The organism is Undibacterium sp. Tian12W, assembly GCF_049339405.1.
Lineage (GTDB): Bacteria > Pseudomonadota > Gammaproteobacteria > Burkholderiales > Burkholderiaceae_D > Undibacterium.
Genome location: NZ_JBMPPK010000005.1, coordinates 1 through 21,694, shown reverse-complemented (window position 1 = coordinate 21,694; position 21,694 = coordinate 1). Strand labels below are relative to the sequence as shown.

Genomic DNA, 21,694 nt, shown 5'->3' with positions numbered 1-21,694 from the left:
GTACAATAAGGGGTTAGGTCTTGGGCAGCGATTAAAACCATGTCCACATGCCAGTTTTGTACGTATTTCGTTGCAAAAAAGAGCCTTTTTACGTATCAACTCGCTGCAATATGTCGCCAATAGGGCAGATTTCTATTATTTAGTCTCAGGGTGTTTGAATGAACCGTGCTTTCTTATCGTTGTCTAAGTCCATCAGCGTCGCAGTCCTGGCGGTATCGTCTTTTGCCTCTTCGGTCCATGCTAATGAAGTAGCCAAGCCAGCCAAGGCCGACCCAGCCAAAGGCGAAGCACTGTATACCAATGGCGACGCAGCCCGCGGCATTACTGCCTGCGTATCCTGCCATGGCGCAGCCGGTAATTCCACCATTGCCGCCAATCCTAAACTGTCTGCCCAGCATGAGGCTTATCTGGTCAAGCAACTGACAGATTTTACGGGTGATACGCGCAAAAATGCCATCATGACCACCTTTGCCAAGGCCATGACAGCAGATGATATAAAAAACGTTTCCGCTTACCTGTCTACGCAAAAATCCAAACCAGGCACAGCAAAAAACAAGGATATCGTTGAACTGGGCAAGCAAATCTATCGCGGTGGTATCGCTGAGAAAAATGTTCCAGCCTGTGCTGGCTGTCATAGCCCGAATGGTGCTGGTATCCCAGCACAATTCCCACGCATCGCTGGGCAACATCAGGACTACACGATTGCCCAGTTGACTGGCTTCCAGAACGGTTCCCGCAAGGACGGCGCAAAAATCACCGGTGCCCGCCAAAACAGCGCGCAGATGATGACGATAGCCAAGAAAATGTCTGAAGACGAAATTAAAGCTGTTGCAGACTACGTCGCTGGTCTGAAGTAATACATCAGGTAAAGTATTTGAGGAGGGGGTGGCAATAGCCATCCCCTTTTTTCATGATGGATGTCTGTGTAGGGCCATTACATGTAATGAGCCAGATTTTAATGAAGCGTGTACTATTCGTTGCGCCCGGATATTGATATAAAACACTTCCTGGCAAGGATGTTTCTTTTAACATCTGCAGCAAGCATTTTGCGCAAGCATCATCTGTCATATCCCAAGTAATAAGCAGAGAGTATGGAAAACAAGATAGAAGGCGATCAGCCTGCAGATACTGGCGGCATACAGCTGCAAACCCGGCGCGCCTGGCTGGCAGACGCGGTTGAATTACTGTCTTCCATGCGTTTTGCCATCAGCTTGTTATCACTGATCGCGATTGCCTCAGTGATAGGCACGGTGCTCGTGCAAAATGAGCCCATGCCTAACTATGTAAACAAGTTTGGCCCTTTCTGGTTTGAGATTTACAGCAAACTCGGCCTGTATGCCGTGTATTCAGCCTGGTGGTTCTTGCTCATCATGACTTTCCTGGTCATCTCGACTTCATTGTGCGTGATACGCAATGCGCCGAAGATGATCAAAGACATGCGTAGCTGGCGCGATAATGTGCGTGAACAATCCTTGCGCAATTTCCATCATCGTTCTGAGTGGCAAAGCAGCAATGGCCGGGGTAAAGTGACTGAGCAGATACTGGCCCATCTGGCACGTGTCGGTTACCGTTTCAAGCTGGTTGAAAAACAAGGCGCAACCCTGATCGCCGCCAAACAGGGCGCGGCAAATAAATGGGGCTATATCTTTGCCCATAGTGCGATTGTCATCATTTGTGTGGGCGGTCTGCTGGATTCTGAGCTACCTATCCGCTTTCAGAAATGGTTCATGGGCAAGGTCGCTTATGAAGGTGCTGGCCTGATTTCCCAAATACCTGAACAGCACCGCCTGTCCTTGGCCAACCCTACCTTCCGTGGTAATGCCATGATACCGGAAGGGGCTAGCAGCAGTACTGCTATTTTGCCGCAGGCGGATGGTGTGTTGATACAAGACTTGCCGTTCACTATCAAGCTGAAAAAATTTACTATCGATTTTTATTCTACCGGCATGCCCAAGTTATTTGCCAGCGATGTGGAGGTCACTGACCATGAAACTGGTAAATCCTTTGCTTCTACCATCAAGGTCAATGAACCTTTGATTTACAAGGGGATTTCGATCTATCAGTCGAGTTTTGATGATGGTGGTAGCCGTTTGCGCGTTAAGTCATACCCTATGCAGGGGGCTGACAACGGCACCACCGAACTGAGCGGGATCGTCAAAGAGAGTACGCCACTTCCTCTGCGAGAGGATGATGGCTCTACGATAGAGTGGGTGGAGTTCAAGCTTTACAATGTCGAAAATATGGCACGTAATGGAAGTGACGTCAGGGCGGTCAATCCCAACCAGACCCTTAACGAAAAATTCACGGCTGACCTGGACAAGCACCTGGGCTCTGCCGCCAAGAACGCCAATAATAAAGATTTCAAGAATGTCGGCCCCAGCCTGCAATATAAATTGCGGGATAAAACTGGCCAGGCCAGGGAGTTTCATAACTACATGCAGCCCGTTGAGATCAATGGTGATTACATGATTTTGGCTGGCACGCGCGATTCACCAGGCGACGCCTTCCGCTATCTGCGTATTCCTGCTGATGATGAGGACAGTATCAAAGACTGGATGCGTTTGCGTGCCGCAGTGCAAAATCCTGAAATGCGTGCCCAGGCTGTAACGCGCTTCGCCGAGAATGCATTAAAAAGAAATCAATCCAGTGGTGCGAAAAAATCTGATTTGTGGGCAACTTCTGCGAAGATCAGTCTGGAGGCTTTCGCCGGAGATGATAAATTATCCGGTCTGAATGCTATTTCCAAATTGCTGGAAAAAGTCCCGCAGGCAGAACAAGAGAAGGTCGCCCAAGGTTTTATCAAGGTCTTGAACGGCACCATGTGGGAGTTGTGGATGGTGGCTCGCGAAAAAGAGGGTTTGCCCACTTTTGAGCTGGATGAAAAACATGCCCGCTTCCTGCAATTGGCGATAGGTGCGTTGTCTGACGCCACTTTCTACGGCGCGCCTGTGTATCTGCAACTCACCGGTTTTGATGAGGTCAAGGCATCCGTATTGCAGGTCACGCGTTCACCGGGCAAAAATGTGGTGTATCTTGGCAGCCTGTTTCTGGTCATAGGCGTGTTTTCCATGTTCTATATCCGTGAGCGCCGTCTGTGGGTATGGATCAAGGATAATGACTTGGGGGCACATGCACTGATGGCACTGAGTTCCCAGCGCAAGACACTGGATTTTGAAAAAGAATTTGAGCAATTGAAATTGCATTTACAGCAACTGAGTACGCAAGCCGGGCCGGAGAGTCAGGCAGCGCAGGCAGAACAGGCAGCACAGGCAGCGTCTGCAGATGCACCACGAAATGCAGAGTAATCGACTACACTATGAAGCAGTTGGCCTGATGGCCCGAGCATCTGGGGAAATATGATGGAAATTACGCAGAATTACACGCCCTATCAGGGCTTCTTTAAGCGCCTGTCTATCGCTGACTGGCTGTATGCTGTGGCCTTGTGCATGGCATCCTTGTTTGCTCTGAGCCGTTTTGGTGCCTACATGGATATTTATGAAAAAGGCATAGTCGTCCTCGCTGCGCCGACTTTTGCATGGCTGGGCTGGCACTGGAAACCGATACGTGTGTTGCTGGTGATACTGACAGTATTGAGCCTGCTGACTATACAGATGTACGGCGGCTCGCTGGAGATGGCGAACAAGAAATTTTTCCTGAAATACCTGTTATCCAGTCAGTCGGCGATTCTGTGGATGAGTACCCTGTTTGTACTTTCCACCCTGTTTTACTGGGGCGGCCTGATTGCGCGTTCTGATTTTGGTGCTTCAGTCGGTTCGGTTCTGTGCTGGTCTGCGGTCGTCATGGGTTTTACCGGCATGCTGGTGCGTTGGTATGAGTCTTATCTGATCGGTGCGGATGTCGGCCATATCCCGGTATCCAACCTGTATGAAGTGTTCATTCTGTTTGCCATGATTACGGCATTGTTCTATTTGTACTACGAACAGCAATACCGTACCCGCCAGCTGGGCCCTTTCGTGATGTTGGTGATTACCGCCGCAGTTGGCTTTTTGCTGTGGTATATGTTCAGCCGCGAAGCTGCAGAGATTCAACCCTTGTTGCCAGCCTTGCAAAGCTGGTGGATGAAGATACATGTGCCAGCCAATTTTATCGGTTACGGTACATTCTCGCTGGCTGCGATGGTGTCGATCGCCTACTTGCTCAAGTCCAAAGGCTATCTGGTTGATCGCTTGCCGGCGCTGGAAGTACTGGATGATGTCATGTACAAGGCGATTGCCGTCGGTTTTGCCTTCTTCACGATTGCGACTATCCTTGGTGCACTGTGGGCTGCCGATGCCTGGGGTGGCTACTGGTCATGGGACCCTAAAGAAACCTGGGCGCTGATCGTCTGGCTCAATTATGCCGCCTGGCTGCATATGCGCCTCATGAAAGGTCTGCGCGGGCAGGTCGCGGCCTGGTGGGCGCTGGTAGGTTTATTGGTGACTACCTTCGCTTTCCTGGGCGTGAACATGTTCTTGTCTGGCCTGCATTCTTACGGCAAGCTATAAATATCTCTCTTCAATTTGTAAGGATTAGCAGGAAACTCCGACTCATGAGAAACTAGGGCGTAATAGCGATGTCAAATTGCTGTTGCGCCATATTCAACCACGGAGTCCACCATGCTGATCAAACGTAGTCCTAATGGCATAGACTTGCCTTTCTCTTCTGAAATCACTCCGCGCGCTGTGTTTGACGCGCGCCGTGATTTTATCCGCAAGATGGCATTGGGTTCCATCGCTGGCACAACCCTGTTTGAAATGGCCAACCGCGCCGCTTTTGCCCAGAACCCTGGCGCGCAAAAACTGGCTGCAAATCCGAATTCTGCCTATGCGTTGATGGAAAAGCATACCGCCTACAAGGACGCGACGACCTACAATAATTTCTATGAGTTCGGTACCGACAAGGCCGACCCGGCAGTGACTGCTCACACACTCAAGCCGCGCCCTTGGTCTGTCAGCATAGAAGGTGAAGTCAAAAAGCCGATGACGCTGGACCTCGACAGTCTCATGAAACTGGCGCCTATGGAAGAACGCATTTATCGCCTGCGCTGTGTTGAGGGCTGGTCCATGGTGATACCCTGGGCAGGTTATTCACTGTCCAACCTCATCAAAAAAGTTGAACCTACGGGTAATGCCAAATATATAGAATTCGTCACACTCGATGACAAGAAGCAAATGCCAGGCTTGCGCAGCCCTGTGTTGCAATGGCCTTATGTAGAAGGTCTGCGCATGGATGAGGCAAATCATCCGCTGGCCTTGCTGACCTTTGGCATGTACGGCGAAGTCTTGCCTAATCAAAATGGTGCGCCAGTGCGCATGGTCTTGCCTTGGAAGTATGGTTTTAAATCTGCCAAGTCCATCGTCAAGATACGCTTCGTCAAGGAGCAGCCACGTACCGCCTGGAACCTGGCGGCAGCCAATGAATATGGTTTTTATTCGAACGTGAACCCTGAGGTTGATCACCCGCGCTGGTCGCAGGCGACTGAGCGCCGCATCGGTGAAGATGGTCTGTTTGCCCGCAAACGCAAGACCCTGATGTTCAATGGCTATAGCGAAGTGGCGTCTCTCTATTCAGGCATGGACTTGAAGAAGTTTTTCTAGGATAGACGCCCTCATGTTGCTCACCAATAAGCAGGTTTCCCAGTTCAAGATAGTCTTGTTTATTCTGGCATTGTTGCCGTTTATCCGGCTGGTCAGTTTTGTATTTCTGGATAAGCTGGGCGCCAACCCCGTTGAATTTATCACCCGTAATACGGGTGACTGGACCCTGTATTTCCTGTGCATGACTTTGGCTGTGACGCCTTTGCGCAAGCTCTTGCACATGCCCTGGCTAATCCGGTGTCGCCGCATGTTGGGGGTATATACTTTTTTTTACGCCTTCCTGCATTTCATGACTTTTTTGTGGTTCGACCACTTTTTTGATGTGGCTGAGATGTGGAAGGATGTCATCAAGCGCCCCTTCATCACCGTCGGCTTCATTGCCTTTGTCTTGCTGATCCCTCTGGCTGTGACCAGCACCAATGGCATGATCAAACGCCTCGGTGGCAAGCGCTGGCAGTGGTTACATAAGTTGATTTACCTGATCGCACCGCTGGGCGTACTTCATTATTTTTGGATGAAGGCCGGCAAGCATGACTTTTCGCAGCCGGTATTGTTTGGCCTCATCGTTGCCGCTCTGCTCATGATACGTCTTTGGTGGCGCTGGTCTGGCCGTGACACAGTGCTTGTGACGGGAGCCTGAGTCCTGTGCAGTTCGTCCACTTTGCATGTTGCGGGCGCACATTGATCTTGTTTTACAGCGCATATTTCTTCTTGGCATAATCGCGTTTTTGAAGAATGCGGGCACAGACCCGCTCATTGCGTAAAACATGGAAGACTATTTACTCGAAAAAAAGACGGTTGCGACACTTACCCAGCGTGTCGCGGTTGGCACCCTGGGTTTGATAGGCTGGCGCGTACGGTACCGCCCCTTGCCCGGGCCGCGTGGTGTCATCATTGTTTATCCCCATACTTCAAACTGGGATTTTGTCGTCGGTGTCCTGGTCAAGCTGGCGATAGGCATGCCTTTTCATTTCATTGCCAAATCCACTTTGTTTGAGGGCTTGACTGGTGCCACCATAGGCCGTCTGGTACGTTACCTTGGTGGTGAGCCGGTAGAGCGCGGTGTATCAAGCGGGACAATCGCCCGCCTGGCAGAAAAAATCAATCGATCGGACTGGTACTGGATGGCGATTACGCCTGAGGGAACACGTAGCAAGAAGCCGTATTGGCGCAGCGGTTTTTATCATATTGCCACTACGGCAAAAGTACCTTTAGGCTGCGCCCGCTTTGACTTTGCCAGGCGAGAAGTCACACTGGTCGATTACCTGACACTGACAGGTGAGCAGGCACAGGATCTGGCCAGTATTGCTGCTGTATATCAAGGTGTGCAAGGCTGCCGCCCTGAGCAGGCTGGCCCTATCGTTTTTCGCCCTGAGGATGGCAATACTTAGGGTGGCAATGCTCAGGGCTGAGCTGGCGTGTTGTTTGTGCTGACAGGTGCAGGCTTGGCTGGCATGACCAGGGGGCCTTTCTGGCCGCAAGCCGTCAATAAAGACATGATGAAAAATAGGCTAATCAGTTTGCGCATCTTGTATTCCCTGAACACCGTATAGAATGGCGTTTTTACATATAAAGACGCTGGAGTGTAGCATGACTGAATCTGAATTCCTGGTACTGGCAGATACTTGCTTGCAGCAAGTTGAGGAATTATTCGAACTAGCCTTTGAAAACGATGAATACGATGTCGAATGCAGCCGTAGCGGCAATGTGCTGACGGTGGAATTTATCGATACCAACTCAAAAATCATCATCAATAGCCAGGCACCGATGCAAGAGATGTGGGTGGCTGCGCGCAGTGGTGGTTTCCACTATAAGTATGATGGCCAGCACTGGCTTAATACACGCGATGGATCGGAGTTGTTTGCAACCTTGTCCCGCGTGGCGCAAGAACAAGGTCACTGAACAAGCTTATAAGGCTATTCTTCTATGATACTTATCGGTGGTGCCAGGGTACTCACACCTGATCCTGGTGGGTTTTCAGCGTAATAATAATCGCCGTCAGCAGCAATAATGCCTTTTGGTACTGGCCTTTCTTCTATCGGGAATTCTTTCAGGATTTTTTGCATATAGCCTATCCAGATAGGCAAGGCCAGGCCACCGCCGGTTTCTTTATTGCCGAGGTTTCTTGGCTGATCAAAGCCTATCCACGCTATGCCAACGACCTTAGACTGATAACCGGCAAACCAGGCATCAAAAGAATCATTGGTGGTACCTGTCTTACCGGCAATATCAGGACGTTTCAAGATCAATGCCTTGGTCGCAGTTCCCATCTTCACCACGTCACGCATCATGCTGTCCATCAGGAAGGCATTGCGCTCATCGATGACGCGATTGGCTTCATTACCCGCCATGTCAGGTTTGGTCTGCACCAATACCTGGCCATAGCTGTCGGTAATCTTGGAAATCAGGTAAGGGTTGACCTTGTAACCACCATTGGCAAATACGGCATAGGCACCGGCCATTTGCAGAGGGGTGACCGCGCCAGCACCCAGGGCCAGGGTCAGGTAAGGCGGGTTTTTCTCAGGCAAAAAGCCAAAACGGTTGGTATATTCCTGCCCGTATTTCGCGCCTATCTTGTGCAGGATGCGGATGGAAATCATGTTTTTGGACTTGGTCAAGCCACGACGCATGGTCATCGGGCCTTCATACTTGCCATCATAATTCTTGGGTTCCCAGGCCTGACCACCGGTCTGCCCCGCATCAAAGCTGATCGGCTCATCATTGATGATGGTCGATGGCGACAGGCCTTTTTCCAGCGAAGCTGAATAAATGAAGGGTTTGAAACTGGAACCGGGCTGGCGCCATGCCTGGGTCACATGGTTGAATTTGTTGAGGTTATAGTCAAAACCACCGACCAGGGCGCGGATCGCTCCATCGGTGGTGTTCGCCGCCACAAAGGCCGATTGCACTTCAGGCATCTGGGTAATGCTCCAGCTTTTGCCTTCCAATACCACACGTATCACGGCACCGCGTTGTATGCGCTTGTTAGCCGGTGTTTTGGCCGACAGGCCGCTGGCGGCAAAAGTCAGGCCAGTATCTTCGATACGGATTTCTTCTCCCGATGACAAGACTGCGCGTACCAGTTTCGGTGTCGCTTCCAGTACCATCGCTACCTGCAAGTCATCGCTGTCAGTATGCTCTGCCAGCTCTTTTTCTATGGCGTCTTCGGCAGCTTCCTTGCCTTCGGGTATGGTGATGATGGCTTCCGGACCACGATAGCCATGACGTTTTTCGTAATCCATGACGCCACGGCGTAAAGACAAATAAGCAGTGTCCTGATCAGTCTTGGTAATCGTCGTGTAAACATTCAGGCCGCGGGTATAGGTTTCTTCCTTGAATTGCTCATATACCAACTGACGCGCCATTTCTGCAACATATTCGGCGTGGATGCCAAATTCATTGCTATTGGTTTTGGTGATCAGTTCTTCATTCTTGGCTTGTTCGTATTGTGCTTCGGTGATGTAGCCAAGATTGCGCATCCTTTGCAGGATATATTGCTGCCTGACTGTTGCGCGCTTGGGATTGGCGACCGGATTATAGGCAGAGGGAGCTTTTGGCAAACCGGCCAGCATCGCCGCTTCGGCTATCGTCACATCTTTCAAGTCTTTGCCAAAATAGATTTGTGCGGCAGAAGAAAAGCCATAAGCACGCTGACCCAGATAAATCTGGTTCATATAAATTTCCAGAATCTGATCCTTGCTGAGATTTTGTTCTATCTTCCAGGCCAGCAGGATTTCATAAATCTTGCGCTTGAAGGTTTGCTCGCTGGACAGGAAGAAATTCCTGGCGACCTGCTGGGTAATGGTAGAGGCACCCTGTTTGGCGCCACCAGTCAGATTGTGTATCGTTGCCCTGGTAATACCCTGGTAATCGACGCCGCCATGCTCATAAAAGCGGTCATCCTCAATCGCCAGCACGGCTTTTTTCATGATCTCAGGAATGTCCTTGAAGCGCACGACATTGCGTCGTTCCTCGCCAAATTCAGCAATGAGCATATTGTCTGCCGAGAACACCCGCAGTGGCATTTTCGGTTTGTAACTGGTAATGGAATCCAGTTCAGGCAGATTTGGATAAGCCATTGTAAGTGCAAAACCAATAATTAATACTCCTGCTACAACTAATCCGAATAAAACTCCCGCAGTTCCGAGTACAATGCGGGCGAAAAGCTTTCCAGCACTGCGCTTTTGTGGCTCAGGTTGATTGTCGGGTTCTTTGTTTTGCTCTGACATAGGGGCTAATTGTAAATAAGGCAGCGCACATTATAGCTGTCTTCGGTGAGCATTAGACTGTCAGCAGATAAGCGGATTTGTAAGCAAATTTTCAGAATATTCATAATATACGTGGATATTTGGCAACGCATAAGGGTAGTGCTGCGCGGAAATTGCTTTACCAATGCCAGTCTTATTGCTAGGATTTCATGTAAGCTTGGATAATTGTCTTGTAAATAGCGGTTTTTAAAGGCAATTTACTTTTGGCAATATAATGTTTCGCACATGTAATTTTGTGTAAATTGAAATGATGATGTAATCGTGAGGGGATATTCTTGGCTTTAGATCTGGCTTCGTTGCTCGGCAGAAAAAATCCGCCACTATTTGGTCTGGATATCAGTTCTCTCGATATCAAGCTTGTTGAACTTTCGGAAGGAAGCAACAAGTCCTATCGACTTGAGCGCTATGCCTCAGAACCACTGCCAAAAGGCGCGGTGCTGGATGGCAATATCGAGAATATTGAACAAGTGACCGAGGCAGTCCGCAAACTCGTGAAGAAAAGCGGAACCTCGGCAAAAAACGTAGCAATGGCAATGCCGGCATCTGCCGTCATTACAAAAAAAATTATACTCGCCGGTACTCTGACCGAACAGGCACTCGAAGTGCAGGTTGAGTCAGAGGCAAGTCAGTACATACCTTTCTCCATGGATGAAGTCAGCCTGGATTTCTGTGTGCTGGGGCCGGCGGCCAATGCGGAAGAAGATATAGAAGTGATGCTCGCTGCGTCCAGAAAAGAAAAAATTGAAGATCGCGTAGCCATCATACAGGCAGCGGGTTTGCAAGCCAAAGTCATGGATATTGAATCCTATGCTGCGCGTGCTGCTGTTTCACGTCTGGTCGATCAGCAGGCCAATGGCGGCAAGGATCAGATCTACGCTATTTTCCAGATAGGCTCCAAGCGCACTTATATTTTTATCATGCTCAATGGTGAAGTCATTTATGAGCGTGAGCAGCAGTTTGGTGGCGCCCAACTGACCCAGGATATCGTCAGGAATTATGGCTTGTCCATAGAAGAAGCAGAGCAGAAAAAGAAAAATGGTGATCTGCCTGACACCTATGAAATGGAATTGCTTGAACCTTTCCTGGAAAGTGCGGCGCTGGAAGTAACGCGCGCCATACAGTTCTTCTTCACTTCCACCCCTTTTACGCGGGTAGATCAGATTTATCTGTCTGGTGGTTGTGCGGTGATATCCGGTCTGGTCGATATTATTGCTGAACGCACCAAGATTTCTACGGCAGTGGTCAGCCCGTTCAAGGGCATGGAACTGGGTTCGGGCGTCAATGAAAAAGCTTTGCGCAATGATGCTCCGGCTTACATGGTTGCCTGTGGTCTGGCATTACGGAGATTTGGCTGATGATCAAGATTAATCTCCTGCCGCACAGGGAAGAAAAGCGCAAGCAGCTCAAGAGTGATTTTTATGGTCTGTTGTTATTGGCCGCGATAGCTGGTGCTCTGGTGGTGGTGGTGGTGAGTGCTTACTTTGGGCGTGAGCTGTCAATTCAGAATGATAAGAACGACTTTATCAAGAAAGAGATTGTCCAGCTTGATGAGCGCATCAAGGAAATCGCTACGCTAAGGCAGGAAATTGATGGTTTGAAAGCACGCCAGCAAGCCGTTGAGGATTTGCAGGGAGATCGTAATCAGCCCGTATATTTGCTTGATGAACTGGTCAAGCTGACACCTGAAGGGGTTTACCTCAAGCAATTGAATCAGGATGGTCAGAAGGTTACCTTGGCTGGTTACGCACAATCCCAGGACAGGGTCGCTGAATTTATTCGTAACCTGGGTAATAAATCGGATTGGATGTTCAAGCCAGAATTGAATGACATTCACTCAACCGGTTTGGGACAGGGCAGGGATGCAAAGAAAGTATTTGAGTTTAAGGTGAATGCAGGTATCAAGCGTCCGCGTGAAAGAGAAGAGGCAGCTTCGCAAGCCGCCGCCTCGGCCGCTGCCGCTACTGCTACACCTGGTTCTGTTGCTCCTGCTGTGCCAGCGCCTGCTTCGTCAGCCGCCAGTGCAGCCTCAAAACCTTAGTGTGTGATTATTTATGCAATGCAACGGAAGATTGTAAATGGCGATTAATCTGAATGAAGTTGGCCAGTCTTTAAGCGCCCAATTTCAAGGCTTGAATGGACTGCACCCTGGCTTGTGGCCAGTTGCGCCCCGCATGGCGTCTGCTTTGGGCGTCTTGATTGTGGTGGTTGCACTGGGTTGGTATGGTCAATGGGATGGCCAGATGACGGCCATAGAAACAGGTCAGGCTGAAGAGGTCAAACTCCGGGGCGAATACAAACAAAAGCTGCAGCAGGCGATTAATCTGGACGCCCTGAAAGAGCAACGCAAGCTGGTGCAACAATATGTTGCTACTATGGAGAAGCAATTGCCTAGCCAGGCAGAAATGGCGGCTTTGCTGGCCGATATCAATCAGGCTGGTCAGGGTCGTGGATTGGCGTTTGACTCTTTTGTACCGGGTTTGCCAGCAGTTAAAGATTATTATGCAGAGTTGCCGATTGCCATCAAGATTCAGGGCAATTATCACGACCTCGGACAATTTGTCGCAGACATCGCGAAATTGCCAAGGATTGTTACCTTGAATAATTTGAATATTACCCGTGCTACGGATGGCAACCTGATACTTGATGTGACAGCCAAGACATTCCGCTATTTGAACAGAGATGAAGTTCTTGATCAGGCTGAGAAGAAGAAGAAGGAGCCTAAAAAATGAAGAACATCGTCATTAAGCCGACGCTTTGTTTATTCCTGGCGCTTTCCTTATCTGCTTGCGGCGATAGCCAGGAAACAGAATTGCGTGCCTGGATGGCCGCAGAGAAAAGCCAGGCAAAAGCAGTGATTCCCAAAATCAGTCCCCCCAAAGTTTACGTACCGTTTGCTTATGGTGGTAAAGAGAGTACAGAACCATTTGATCCCGCCAAATTACTTTTGGTGCTTGCACGTCTGAAGGCAGAGTCCAGCAATGGTCTCAAACCTGACCTGACCAGACCAAGGGAGGCGCTGGAGTCGTTTCCCATGGATAGTCTCAAGATGGTGGGCACGATAGAAAAAAACAAGCTGGTTTATGCCCTCGTACAAGTAGATAAGACTGTGTATCAAGCCAAACTCGGATCCTATCTGGGTCAGAATTTTGGCATGGTTACAAAAATTTCGGAGAATGAAATCGAAATCAAGGAAACAGTTCAGGATGCTGCGGGTGATTGGACAGAGCGGCAATCCAAGTTAGAGTTGCAGGAGGCAAAGAAATGAATGCGTTGATAAATACAAGTATAAGGGGCGCCAAATTGGTTAAATTTATTTTATTTGCGCTGCTTGGTTTTTGCAGTGCTGCGTTTGCGCAGACAAACTCGATAGAGTCACTGACAGCCAATCAGCAGGGTGCAAACATTATCGTCAAGATCACCCTGAAAAAACCATTGGAAAAACTTCCTTTGGGTTTTGCTATTGCCAATCCATCCCGTATCGCCATCGATTTCGCAGATGTCAGCAATAACACTGGCAAAACTACATTCGATATGAACATGGGTGATTTGCGGGTGATTAACCTGATTGAAGCAACCGGACGTTCGCGCCTGATTTTCAATCTCAACAAATCCTTGAATTACGCAACAGCAATCGATGGCAACTCACTCATTGTCACGATTGATGCTTCTGGTGGTGTTGCAACTGCAGTTAATTCCCAGGGCTTGCCAGTCAATGTGCAACCAGCAGTTGTTGGAAAGCGCGCCTTGCGTGATATTGATTTCCGTCGTGGTGCTGCAGGTGAAGGTCGTGTAGTCATCGATTTGCCGCTGGATCAGGTTGCCGTCGATATCCGTCAGCAAGGACAAAAAATTGTTGTTGATTTCCTCAAGGTCAGTTTGCCTGAATCCCTGCGCCGCCGTCTCGACGTGGCTGACTATGGTTCCCCAGTACAATTGATTACAACGACGCCAAGCGGTGAAAATGTCCGCATGGTCATTGAACCTACCGGATTGTGGGAGCACAGTGCTTATCAGAGTGATACCCAGTTTGTAATTGAAGTCAAACCTATCAAGGAAGACCCAAACAAATTGACGCAAGGTACCCAGGGTTACCGTGGTGAGCGCTTGTCCTTCAATTTCCAGAATATTGAAATCCGTGCCATTTTGCAAATCATTGCAGAGGTCAGCAGCCTCAATATTATTGCCAGTGATACAGTGAATGGAACAATCACCTTGCGCCTGAAAGACGTGCCATGGGATCAGGCACTCGATATCATCATGCAGTCCAAGGGACTGGATATGCGCAAAAATGGTTCTGTGATCTGGATCGCGCCAAAAGAAGAGTTATTGACCAAAGAAAAACTCGAACTTGAGCAAAAAGCACAGATCGCTGAACTGGAACCCGTAAAAACCGAATCTTTCCAGCTCAATTATCAAAAGGTCGAAGCATTTAAACAGGTTTTTGGTGTTGATGGTGCAAGTACAAACCGCATACTTTCCAAGCGTGGTAGTGCAGTCATTGAGCCTCGTACCAATCAATTGTTTGTTACCGATATTCCTTCCAAACTGGAAGAAGTGCGCAAGCTGATCGCTAAAACCGATATCGCTTCAAGACAGGTATTGATAGAGGCACGTATAGTCGAGGCCGATGATAAATTCAGTAAAAATCTCGGTGCCAAACTGGGCTTTGCTGACTTGCGTGGTATTGCCGGTGGTAACACTGGTTACCAAGTGGCAGGAAATCAAAGGGTAGCATTGACAGGTAATTATCTTGGTGTCGGTGAGCAAACTGGCCAGGCAAAGATTACTGAACAAAGTTTTATTCCTAATACCCAATTCGTCAGCTTGCCTGCTTCTGGCATTAATGGTTTGAATCCGGGAAGTTTGGCCGTCAGTTTGTTCTCATCAGCTGCCAATCGCTTCCTGAATCTGGAATTGTCAGCGCTGGAAGCCGATGGCAAGGGTAAAATAGTGTCAAGTCCACGCGTTGTGACGGCTGACCAGTTGAAAGCATCGATAGAGCAAGGTACAGAATTGCCATATCAAGTGGCTACTTCCAGCGGCGCTACTTCCATCTTCTTCCGTAAGGCAACTTTGCGACTGGAAGTGACTCCGCAAATTACGCCTGATGGGAATGTGATCCTGGATGTTGATGTTCATAAAGATAGTGTTGGCCAGGAAACCAGGGCCGGTTTTGCGATTGATACCAAAGAGGTGAAAACCATCGTTCTGGTAGAAAATGGCGGCACGGTAGTCCTCGGTGGTATCTTCCAGCAAACTGAGCGTGATAGTGTGACAAAAGTACCGTTCTTTGGCGATCTTCCATTGTTTGGCAATTTGTTTAAAACCACTGGCCGCACGAATGACAAAACTGAATTGCTGATTTTTATTACTCCCAAGATTGTTGCAGAGAAATTTAGCAACAAACAATAAAGAGTTCTGGGCTTGTGATGTGTGTCATAGAATGGCAACCGATTTTCTGAATTCGTAAAAATATAGGTGTTTCATGATGAAGTATATACGCGGTTTATTCGCACTGATCTTACTGATAGGCCTCACGGCCTGTGGCGGTGGAGGTGGCTCTGCTGGTAATACCAGTAATGGTGCCAGGTTGTTCACTACAGCACCTGACACAGTTACCGTGAGTCCCGGTGCTACGCAAACCTTTACCGTAGGTGGCGGTGTACCTGCCTATTCTGCCAGCAGCAGCAATGGCGCTGCCATAGTGTCGCTAACCGGTAACACTCTCACTATCAAGGGCGGCGGCGGCGGTTCAGCAATAGTTACAGTCAAGGACGCTGCAGGTGTTACCGTCACCATCAGCGTGACTATCGGTTCAGGGTTGGACCTGTTCACGACTGCGCCAGATGCTGTAACTGTTGCCGTAGGCGGACAATCAGCTGAGTACACCATAGGCGGCGGCACCCAGGTCTATGACGTAGCGTCCAGTGACAATTCCATTGCCAATGTGGTTTTTGCCGGCAATCGTTTCATCATTGTTGGTGTGACAGGTGGTAAGGCAGACGTCACTGTGCGTGACTCCATCGGTGGCAAGGTATTGATCAAAGTTACCGTAGGCTCGGTTGATGCTCTGTTCTCTACCGCAGGTAATGATATCAACGTTGGCGTCAATGCCGCGGTTACTTACACGGTAGGTGGTGGTAATGGTCCGTACAGTGTTGGCAGCAGCAACACCGCGGTTGCAACAGCGAATATCTCTGGTTCCAAACTGACGGTGACCGGTGTAGGTGTAGGTACGGCCAACATTATTCTCCGCGATGCGACTACGGGTAACGTCACCATCAAGGTTACGGTAGGTTCAACAGCCGACCTGTTCACTTCTGCACCTGCAGTATTGACCGTTGGCATTGGTACATCCAGCCCGACATTCACTATTGGTGGTGGTAGCCAGGTCTACACGGTTACCAGTGGCAATACTCAGATTGCCAGTGTCGGTATTAATGGAAATAAATTTACCATCAACGGTGTTTCTGCCGGTAAAACAACCGTCATCGTTAAAGATAGCCTGGGTCACAATGTAACAATTGACGTTACCATTGGTTCTGGCGCTGCGTTCTATACGACTGCTCCTAGCGATATTACCCTGACTGCCAATGGCACTGGTACTTATATCATGGGTGGTGGTAGCGCCCCTTACACGGCCACGAGTAGCAATACCTCGGTTGTTACTGCATCGGCTTCGGGAAATAATCTGACATTGACTGGCGTTGGATCAGGTAAGGCAGTAGTTATATTGCGTGATGCGGCTGGTGCAACACTCCCAATCAATGTTACTTTGGGTTCAGGCAATGCCAACGCCGTTTTCACAACTGCGCCTAGCGCAGTGACGATCGCTGTCGGTGCCAGCCCTGCTTATCAAATTGGTGGTGGTTCTGCGCCATATTCGATCAGTAGTAGCAATATTGCGATTGCAACGGCCACGCTTACTGGCTCTAACTTCACAATTACCGGCGTAGCAACTGGTACTGCAAATATCATCGTAAAAGATGCTGCTGGTACCCCTGTCACGATTGTTGTGAGTGTTGGTACAGGTGCAACCGTTGCGCTGTACACATCCGCACCATCTACCGTGACGCTTGCACCTGGCGCTTCACCGACTTACCTTGTTGGTGGCGGTACCGCACCTTATGCCGTGACCAGCAGTAACACCACAGTCGTGACAGCAAGCATCGCTGGCGGTACCATGACAATTACTGGTGTCGCTGCCGGTACTGCAACGGTGAGATTGGTGGATAGTGCTGGTACACCAATCACCTTCACTGTCAACGTTGTATCAGGTACAAACACTGCGCTTTCCGTTGCTCCGTTATCGATTAGTGGCTATGTTGGAGATGTAGTTAACATTCGTATCGATGGTGGTAGTGCTCCATACACTATTACTTCCAGTGTTCCGTTGACTGCCACTGTCACATCCGGTTCAACCCTGGGTGCTGCGGGTTCTATTTCTGTCTTGATGGCAAGGATTGGTACAGCCAATATTATTGTGACGGATGCTCAAGGTACCGTTTCATCTGTTGGGATTACGGTTATTGCTGCGCCGGGTGGATTAACTCTGAGCCCAGCAGTGTGGACTATTAACGAAACAAATAATTCAACTATCCCATTGACTATTTCAGGTGGTGCAGTTCCTTACCAAGTGTTTACAAGTAATACTGTTTTGAGCAGTGTTGCAGGTACATCTCCTGATGCTTTGAATCCGTTGACCTTCACTGGCACTACTGTGAACGTCAGTGTGGGAACTCAGGGTACACGTTGCGTGGTTACTGATACACCGGTGACTATTACTGTCAAAGACAGCCGTAATGTAACGACTACCAGTACCATGACTATCAAGGACTTGAATGGTGGTGCTGGCTGTTAATATAGGCTGACAGGCCTGCATGAAGCGGAAAATTTCTACAAAATAGCTGTTTGTTTGCTTCTAACTGGTAATATTCCCCTGGGCATGAAAGCCCGGGGAAGTCAGCAAAAGTCATAGCCAGGTAAACAGTTTTGAAGAACATTTTTCTCGTAGGCCTGATGGGCTCCGGCAAAACCACGGTTGGCCGGGCCCTGGCAAAAAAACTCAATAAGCGTTTTATTGATTCTGATCACGAAATTGAGGCACGTACTGGTGTCTCGATTCCCGTGATTTTTGAGATTGAAGGCGAGGCTAGTTTTCGACAGCGGGAGGCGGATGTGATCCGTGACTTGACTGGGCAAGAAAATATAGTCCTGGCTACAGGTGGTGGTGCCGTGTTGAATGCAGAGAGTCGTCAATATCTGCATGAACGCGGCATTGTCATTTATTTGCGGGCGGGTATACACAGTATTTTGCAACGTACCCGTCACGACAAGAACCGTCCCCTTTTGCGCACTGCAGACCCGCGCAAAAAACTCGAAGAGCTGGAATCCCAGCGAGCTCCCCTCTATCAGGAAGTTGCCCACATCAGCATTGAGACCGGCAGGCCCAATGTACAATTTTTGGTGCAAACCGTTCTGGACAAATTAGCGCAGGAAAAATTATTCGATATTCCTGAAGCCTTACTCAGCAATCACAAAACAACTATGTCAGCAGAAAGCACCGCCAGCAGCAGTAGTACCAGTACCAATACCACGCTCCTGAATGTGGATCTGGGTGAGCGTAGTTACCCCATTGCCATAGGCACTTCACTGTTGACCGATAGTCAGTTCCTGCAGTCGAAAATCAAGGGCAAGAAAACTGTCATCGTCACCAATACCGTTGTTGCTCCGCTTTATCTTGCCACGCTGGAAGCCTCACTGCGCGCCGCTGGCAAGGAAGTACTGTCCGTGGTATTGCCCGATGGTGAAGAGCAAAAGAACTGGGCCAGCCTGATGCTGATTTTTGATGCTCTGCTTGAGCATAAATGCGATAGAAAAACCACTTTGCTGGCACTCGGCGGTGGTGTCATCGGCGACATGACAGGCTTTGCCGCCTCTGCTTACATGCGCGGCGTGCCTTTTGTGCAAATCCCGACGACCTTGTTATCGCAGGTCGATTCATCCGTGGGTGGCAAGACCGGTATCAACCACCCCCTGGGCAAGAACATGATTGGGGCGTTTTACCAGCCCGAGGCCGTGATCGCTGACATAGGCAGCCTGCAAAGCTTGCCCGACAATGAACTCTCCGCAGGCTTGGCCGAAGTCATCAAACATGGTGCGATCATTGATCCAGTGTTTTTCGACTGGATAGAAACCAATATGTCTGCCTTGCGCGCCAAAGACCCCAAGGCACTCACGCATGCGATTTTGCGTTCCTGCGAAATCAAGGCCGATATCGTACGTCAGGATGAGCGCGAAGGCGGCTTGCGTGCCATCCTGAATTTTGGTCACACCTTTGGCCATGCGATTGAATCTGGCCTTGGCTACGGCAAATGGCTGCATGGCGAAGCGGTAGGCTGTGGCATGGTCATGGCCGCTGATTTATCTTGCCGCCTGGGCTATATCGACTACGTGACCAAAACCCGTATCAAGCAGGTAGTAGAAGCAGCAGGCCTGCCAGGCGTAGCACCAGACCTTGGTGAAGACCGCTGGCTGGAACTCATGGAAGTCGACAAGAAAAATGAAGGCGGCAAAATCAAGTTCATCCTGCTGAAACCTTTGGGCAAGGCGCATATCACTACCGTGCCCAAAGAAATTTTGCTCGAAACCCTGCGTAGCAGCATTACCAGTTAAGCATCATCAATTAACAAGCATGTTCACAGACGCCCACCTCGCCCCCTATGCTGCACAATCGGCCAGTTCGCGAGGGCGGCGTTACATTGAAGAATCATCTTCCTCACGCAGCGAATACCAGCGCGACCGTGACCGCATCATCCACAGCACAGCCTTTCGCCGTCTCGAATACAAGACCCAGGTCTTCGTCAATCATGAGGGCGATTTATTCCGTAATCGCCTCACGCATAGCCTCGAAGTAGCCCAGATAGGCCGCTCTATCGCCCGCAACCTGCGTCTGAACGAAGATCTGGTCGAGGCTATCTCGCTGGCGCATGATCTTGGCCATACTCCATTTGGACACGCAGGGCAGGATGCCCTGAATGCCTGCATGAAGCCCTTTGGCGGCTTTGAACATAATCTGCAAAGCCTGCGTGTGGTCGATGAACTCGAAGAGCGCTATGGCGCTTTTGATGGTCTTAACCTCACGTATGAAACCCGCGAAGGCATACTCAAGCACTGCTCCATCAACAATGCCAGATTGCTGGGCGATGTAGGACAACGTTTTATCGATAAAAAACGCCCGTCACTGGAGGCGCAAGTCACCAATCTGGCAGATTCCATCGCCTACAATAATCATGATATCGATGATGGCTTGCGCTCCGGGCTATTACTGGAATCGCAGATGCTGGAGGTGGATATTTATGCGCGCCACCGGGCAATTGTTGATGCCACTTATCCCGGCATCAGTGGCCGCCGTGGCATCGCAGAGACCATACGCCGCATGATCAATACCCTCATTGTCGATTTGATTGAGACATCGGCACAGAAAATTCAGGATTGCCAGCCACGCTCCGTCGATGACGTCCGCAATATGGAAAGAATGATCGCTTTTTCAGACAACATGTACCAGGAAGCGCAAACCCTGAAGCAGTTTTTGTTTGAAAACCTGTACCGCCACTATCAAGTCAACCGCATGACCTTCAAGGCCAGGCGTACCATCACCGGATTATTTGATGCCCTGCATACTCAGCCCAACCTGCTGCCGCCAGATTATCAGGTAAGCCAGACAGGCAGCGAAGAGCAGCAGCAATTGCAAGTCAGAAAAATAGCCGACTATATCGCTGGCATGACAGACCGTTATGCCATGCGTGAACACAAACGCTTATACATGGTGGATGAAATTTAGCGGCCATTGAAAACCGGCTTTGCGGTCATCTCCAGATGCTGGACATTTCTCTCCCTGTTTTGTCTTTACATAATTTGTACTTTCAAACTCTGGATATAGACTGTACTTTGTATAGAATACCAAGTCTTTACCAGGAGGAAACCGTGCCATCCATGTCAACAGTATTTACCCGCCTGCTGCTTGCCAGCAGCTTTGTTATCGCCACCACCGCAGCAAACGCCATGTCGTTCGCTGACCTGAGCAACCAGGATGCCAGCACAGGCCTGAAAGCCGCACTGGATAAAGGCTCATCCGCTGCAGTCAGCAAGCTTGGTGTCGATGGTGGCTTCCTGAATAATGACAAGGTCAAGATACAACTGCCGTCCATTCTCGAAAAAGCCCGCCCTATCCTGCAAATGACAGGCAAGGGCCAGCAGCTTGATGAACTGGTGGTCTCCATGAACCGCGCCGCAGAATCTGCCGTGCCCATGGCCAAACCTTTGCTCGTGAATGCCGTCAAATCCATGAGCCTGACTGACGCCAAAAATATCCTGACTGGCGGTGAAACTTCAGTCACAGATTTCTTCAGGGAAAAAACTTCTGCACCCTTAAGCGAAAAATTTCTGCCCATGGTCAAAGGCGTGACTGACAAGGCAGGCTTGTCGGCAAAATACAATGCCGTCATGGGCCAGGCACAAAAATTTGGCGCAGTCGCCAAACAAGAGGCAACAGTAGAAGGCTATGTCACCCAAAAAGCCATGGACGCCCTGTTCCTCATGATCGCCGAAGAAGAAAAGTCCATACGCCAGGACCCGTTGGGCGCTGGTAGCAAGGCCATCAGCAAAGTATTCAGCCTGTTGAAATAAGCTTCAGCTTCCTATAAATAAATAAGGTAATCCCCCGGCTCTGCCGGGGGACTCCTCAAGGTTTGACCTATACGGCGGTCGGTTTGAAACTTCTATCTCTACCAAAAGAAGGAGTTTCAAGATGAAAGAGTATCAAAGTTT

At 49.5% G+C, this 21,694-nt stretch carries 18 protein-coding genes; 16 read left to right on the top strand and 2 right to left on the bottom strand.

Translation table 11 applies throughout. The features are described from left to right. Positions 1-158 precede the first annotated feature (158 nt). The 6 genes from ACO0LI_RS07345 (at position 159) to ACO0LI_RS07320 (ending at position 6,988) form a co-directional block, all read left to right on the top strand. Complete coding sequence (locus tag ACO0LI_RS07345; RefSeq protein WP_422948914.1) at positions 159-857, top strand: c-type cytochrome; 699 nt, start codon at positions 159-161, stop codon at positions 855-857. 234 nt (positions 858-1,091) lie between these two features. Beyond that, positions 1,092-3,305 (top strand): cytochrome c biogenesis protein ResB, encoded by a 2,214-nt coding sequence (locus ACO0LI_RS07340; RefSeq protein WP_423031962.1) that lies wholly within the window; start codon positions 1,092-1,094, stop codon positions 3,303-3,305. Between the two features lie 51 nt (positions 3,306-3,356). After that, positions 3,357-4,505, top strand: coding sequence for a c-type cytochrome biogenesis protein CcsB (ccsB, locus tag ACO0LI_RS07335; protein WP_422948912.1), 1,149 nt, complete (start codon positions 3,357-3,359; stop codon positions 4,503-4,505). A gap of 111 nt (positions 4,506-4,616) precedes the next feature. Beyond that, positions 4,617-5,597: a protein-methionine-sulfoxide reductase catalytic subunit MsrP gene (gene msrP, locus ACO0LI_RS07330; RefSeq protein ID WP_422948911.1), complete on the top strand. Its 981-nt coding sequence runs from the start codon at positions 4,617-4,619 to the stop codon at positions 5,595-5,597. Between the two features lie 13 nt (positions 5,598-5,610). Then, a complete protein-coding gene (locus ACO0LI_RS07325) occupies positions 5,611-6,237 on the top strand; it encodes a sulfite oxidase heme-binding subunit YedZ (protein ID WP_422948910.1) in 627 nt (208 codons plus the stop codon). A 127-nt stretch (positions 6,238-6,364) separates the two neighbouring features. Continuing rightward, positions 6,365-6,988, top strand: a complete 624-nt coding sequence (locus tag ACO0LI_RS07320; protein WP_422948909.1) for a 1-acyl-sn-glycerol-3-phosphate acyltransferase — start codon at positions 6,365-6,367, stop codon at positions 6,986-6,988. 11 nt (positions 6,989-6,999) lie between these two features. On the opposite strand, the gene lptM is transcribed toward ACO0LI_RS07320, so the two are convergent. Further along, on the bottom strand, positions 7,000-7,125 hold the full coding sequence (lptM, locus tag ACO0LI_RS07315; RefSeq protein ID WP_422948908.1) for an LPS translocon maturation chaperone LptM: 126 nt from the start codon (positions 7,123-7,125) through the stop codon (positions 7,000-7,002). Between the two features lie 62 nt (positions 7,126-7,187). Here lptM and cyaY point away from each other — a divergent pair, with 62 nt between their 5' ends. Beyond that, a complete protein-coding gene (gene cyaY, locus ACO0LI_RS07310; RefSeq protein WP_422948907.1) occupies positions 7,188-7,499 on the top strand; it encodes an iron donor protein CyaY in 312 nt (103 codons plus the stop codon). Positions 7,500-7,513: 14 nt separating this feature from the next. Here the strand turns inward: cyaY and ACO0LI_RS07305 are convergent, their stop codons facing one another. Continuing rightward, complete coding sequence (locus ACO0LI_RS07305; protein WP_422948906.1) at positions 7,514-9,676, bottom strand: penicillin-binding protein 1A; 2,163 nt, start codon at positions 9,674-9,676, stop codon at positions 7,514-7,516. 464 nt (positions 9,677-10,140) lie between these two features. Between ACO0LI_RS07305 and ACO0LI_RS07300 the strand changes: the two genes are divergently transcribed. From ACO0LI_RS07300 to ACO0LI_RS07260, 9 genes are all read left to right on the top strand, one after another. Then, a complete protein-coding gene (locus tag ACO0LI_RS07300) occupies positions 10,141-11,220 on the top strand; it encodes a pilus assembly protein PilM (protein ID WP_422948905.1) in 1,080 nt (359 codons plus the stop codon). Then, positions 11,220-11,903 (top strand): PilN domain-containing protein, encoded by a 684-nt coding sequence (locus ACO0LI_RS07295; RefSeq protein ID WP_422948904.1) that lies wholly within the window; start codon positions 11,220-11,222, stop codon positions 11,901-11,903. The genes ACO0LI_RS07300 and ACO0LI_RS07295 overlap by 1 nt, the downstream gene beginning before the upstream one ends. A 37-nt stretch (positions 11,904-11,940) precedes the next feature. Continuing rightward, entirely contained in the window at positions 11,941-12,594 is a 654-nt protein-coding gene (locus ACO0LI_RS07290; RefSeq protein WP_422948903.1) for a type 4a pilus biogenesis protein PilO, read from the top strand. Beyond that, positions 12,591-13,130: a pilus assembly protein PilP gene (locus ACO0LI_RS07285; RefSeq protein WP_422948902.1), complete on the top strand. Its 540-nt coding sequence runs from the start codon at positions 12,591-12,593 to the stop codon at positions 13,128-13,130. The genes ACO0LI_RS07290 and ACO0LI_RS07285 overlap by 4 nt, the downstream gene beginning before the upstream one ends. Further along, positions 13,127-15,277 carry a type IV pilus secretin PilQ gene (gene pilQ, locus ACO0LI_RS07280; protein WP_422948901.1) on the top strand — a complete coding sequence of 717 codons (2,151 nt, stop codon included), beginning with the start codon at positions 13,127-13,129 and terminating at the stop codon, positions 15,275-15,277. Before ACO0LI_RS07285 ends, pilQ begins: the two co-directional genes overlap by 4 nt. A 73-nt stretch (positions 15,278-15,350) precedes the next feature. Continuing rightward, positions 15,351-17,726, top strand: coding sequence for a beta strand repeat-containing protein (locus ACO0LI_RS07275; RefSeq protein ID WP_423031960.1), 2,376 nt, complete (start codon positions 15,351-15,353; stop codon positions 17,724-17,726). A gap of 158 nt (positions 17,727-17,884) precedes the next feature. Next, positions 17,885-19,540 carry a bifunctional shikimate kinase/3-dehydroquinate synthase AroKB gene (aroKB, locus tag ACO0LI_RS07270; RefSeq protein WP_423032294.1) on the top strand — a complete coding sequence of 552 codons (1,656 nt, stop codon included), beginning with the start codon at positions 17,885-17,887 and terminating at the stop codon, positions 19,538-19,540. Between the two features lie 19 nt (positions 19,541-19,559). Beyond that, complete coding sequence (locus ACO0LI_RS07265) at positions 19,560-20,708, top strand: deoxyguanosinetriphosphate triphosphohydrolase (RefSeq protein WP_423031958.1); 1,149 nt, start codon at positions 19,560-19,562, stop codon at positions 20,706-20,708. Positions 20,709-20,860: 152 nt separating this feature from the next. Next, the gene (locus ACO0LI_RS07260; protein ID WP_422949317.1) at positions 20,861-21,553 is read left to right on the top strand and encodes a DUF4197 domain-containing protein; all 693 of its coding nucleotides are present in this window, start codon (positions 20,861-20,863) and stop codon (positions 21,551-21,553) included. Positions 21,554-21,694: the final 141 nt, after the last annotated feature.

Coding starts and splice junctions, on each gene's coding strand:
- ACO0LI_RS07320 (WP_422948909.1), top strand. CDS start 6,365: ATGGAAGACTATTTACTCGAAAAAAAGACGGTTGCGACACTTACCCAG.
- ACO0LI_RS07295 (WP_422948904.1), top strand. CDS start 11,220: ATGATCAAGATTAATCTCCTGCCGCACAGGGAAGAAAAGCGCAAGCAG.
- ACO0LI_RS07345 (WP_422948914.1), top strand. CDS start 159: ATGAACCGTGCTTTCTTATCGTTGTCTAAGTCCATCAGCGTCGCAGTC.
- ACO0LI_RS07305 (WP_422948906.1), bottom strand. CDS start 9,676: ATGGCTTATCCAAATCTGCCTGAACTGGATTCCATTACCAGTTACAAA.
- lptM (WP_422948908.1), bottom strand. CDS start 7,125: ATGCGCAAACTGATTAGCCTATTTTTCATCATGTCTTTATTGACGGCT.
- ACO0LI_RS07285 (WP_422948902.1), top strand. CDS start 12,591: ATGAAGAACATCGTCATTAAGCCGACGCTTTGTTTATTCCTGGCGCTT.
- msrP (WP_422948911.1), top strand. CDS start 4,617: ATGCTGATCAAACGTAGTCCTAATGGCATAGACTTGCCTTTCTCTTCT.
- pilQ (WP_422948901.1), top strand. CDS start 13,127: ATGAATGCGTTGATAAATACAAGTATAAGGGGCGCCAAATTGGTTAAA.
- ACO0LI_RS07260 (WP_422949317.1), top strand. CDS start 20,861: ATGTCAACAGTATTTACCCGCCTGCTGCTTGCCAGCAGCTTTGTTATC.
- ACO0LI_RS07265 (WP_423031958.1), top strand. CDS start 19,560: ATGTTCACAGACGCCCACCTCGCCCCCTATGCTGCACAATCGGCCAGT.
- ACO0LI_RS07290 (WP_422948903.1), top strand. CDS start 11,941: ATGGCGATTAATCTGAATGAAGTTGGCCAGTCTTTAAGCGCCCAATTT.
- ACO0LI_RS07340 (WP_423031962.1), top strand. CDS start 1,092: ATGGAAAACAAGATAGAAGGCGATCAGCCTGCAGATACTGGCGGCATA.
- ccsB (WP_422948912.1), top strand. CDS start 3,357: ATGATGGAAATTACGCAGAATTACACGCCCTATCAGGGCTTCTTTAAG.
- cyaY (WP_422948907.1), top strand. CDS start 7,188: ATGACTGAATCTGAATTCCTGGTACTGGCAGATACTTGCTTGCAGCAA.
- ACO0LI_RS07325 (WP_422948910.1), top strand. CDS start 5,611: ATGTTGCTCACCAATAAGCAGGTTTCCCAGTTCAAGATAGTCTTGTTT.
- aroKB (WP_423032294.1), top strand. CDS start 17,885: ATGGGCTCCGGCAAAACCACGGTTGGCCGGGCCCTGGCAAAAAAACTC.
- ACO0LI_RS07275 (WP_423031960.1), top strand. CDS start 15,351: ATGATGAAGTATATACGCGGTTTATTCGCACTGATCTTACTGATAGGC.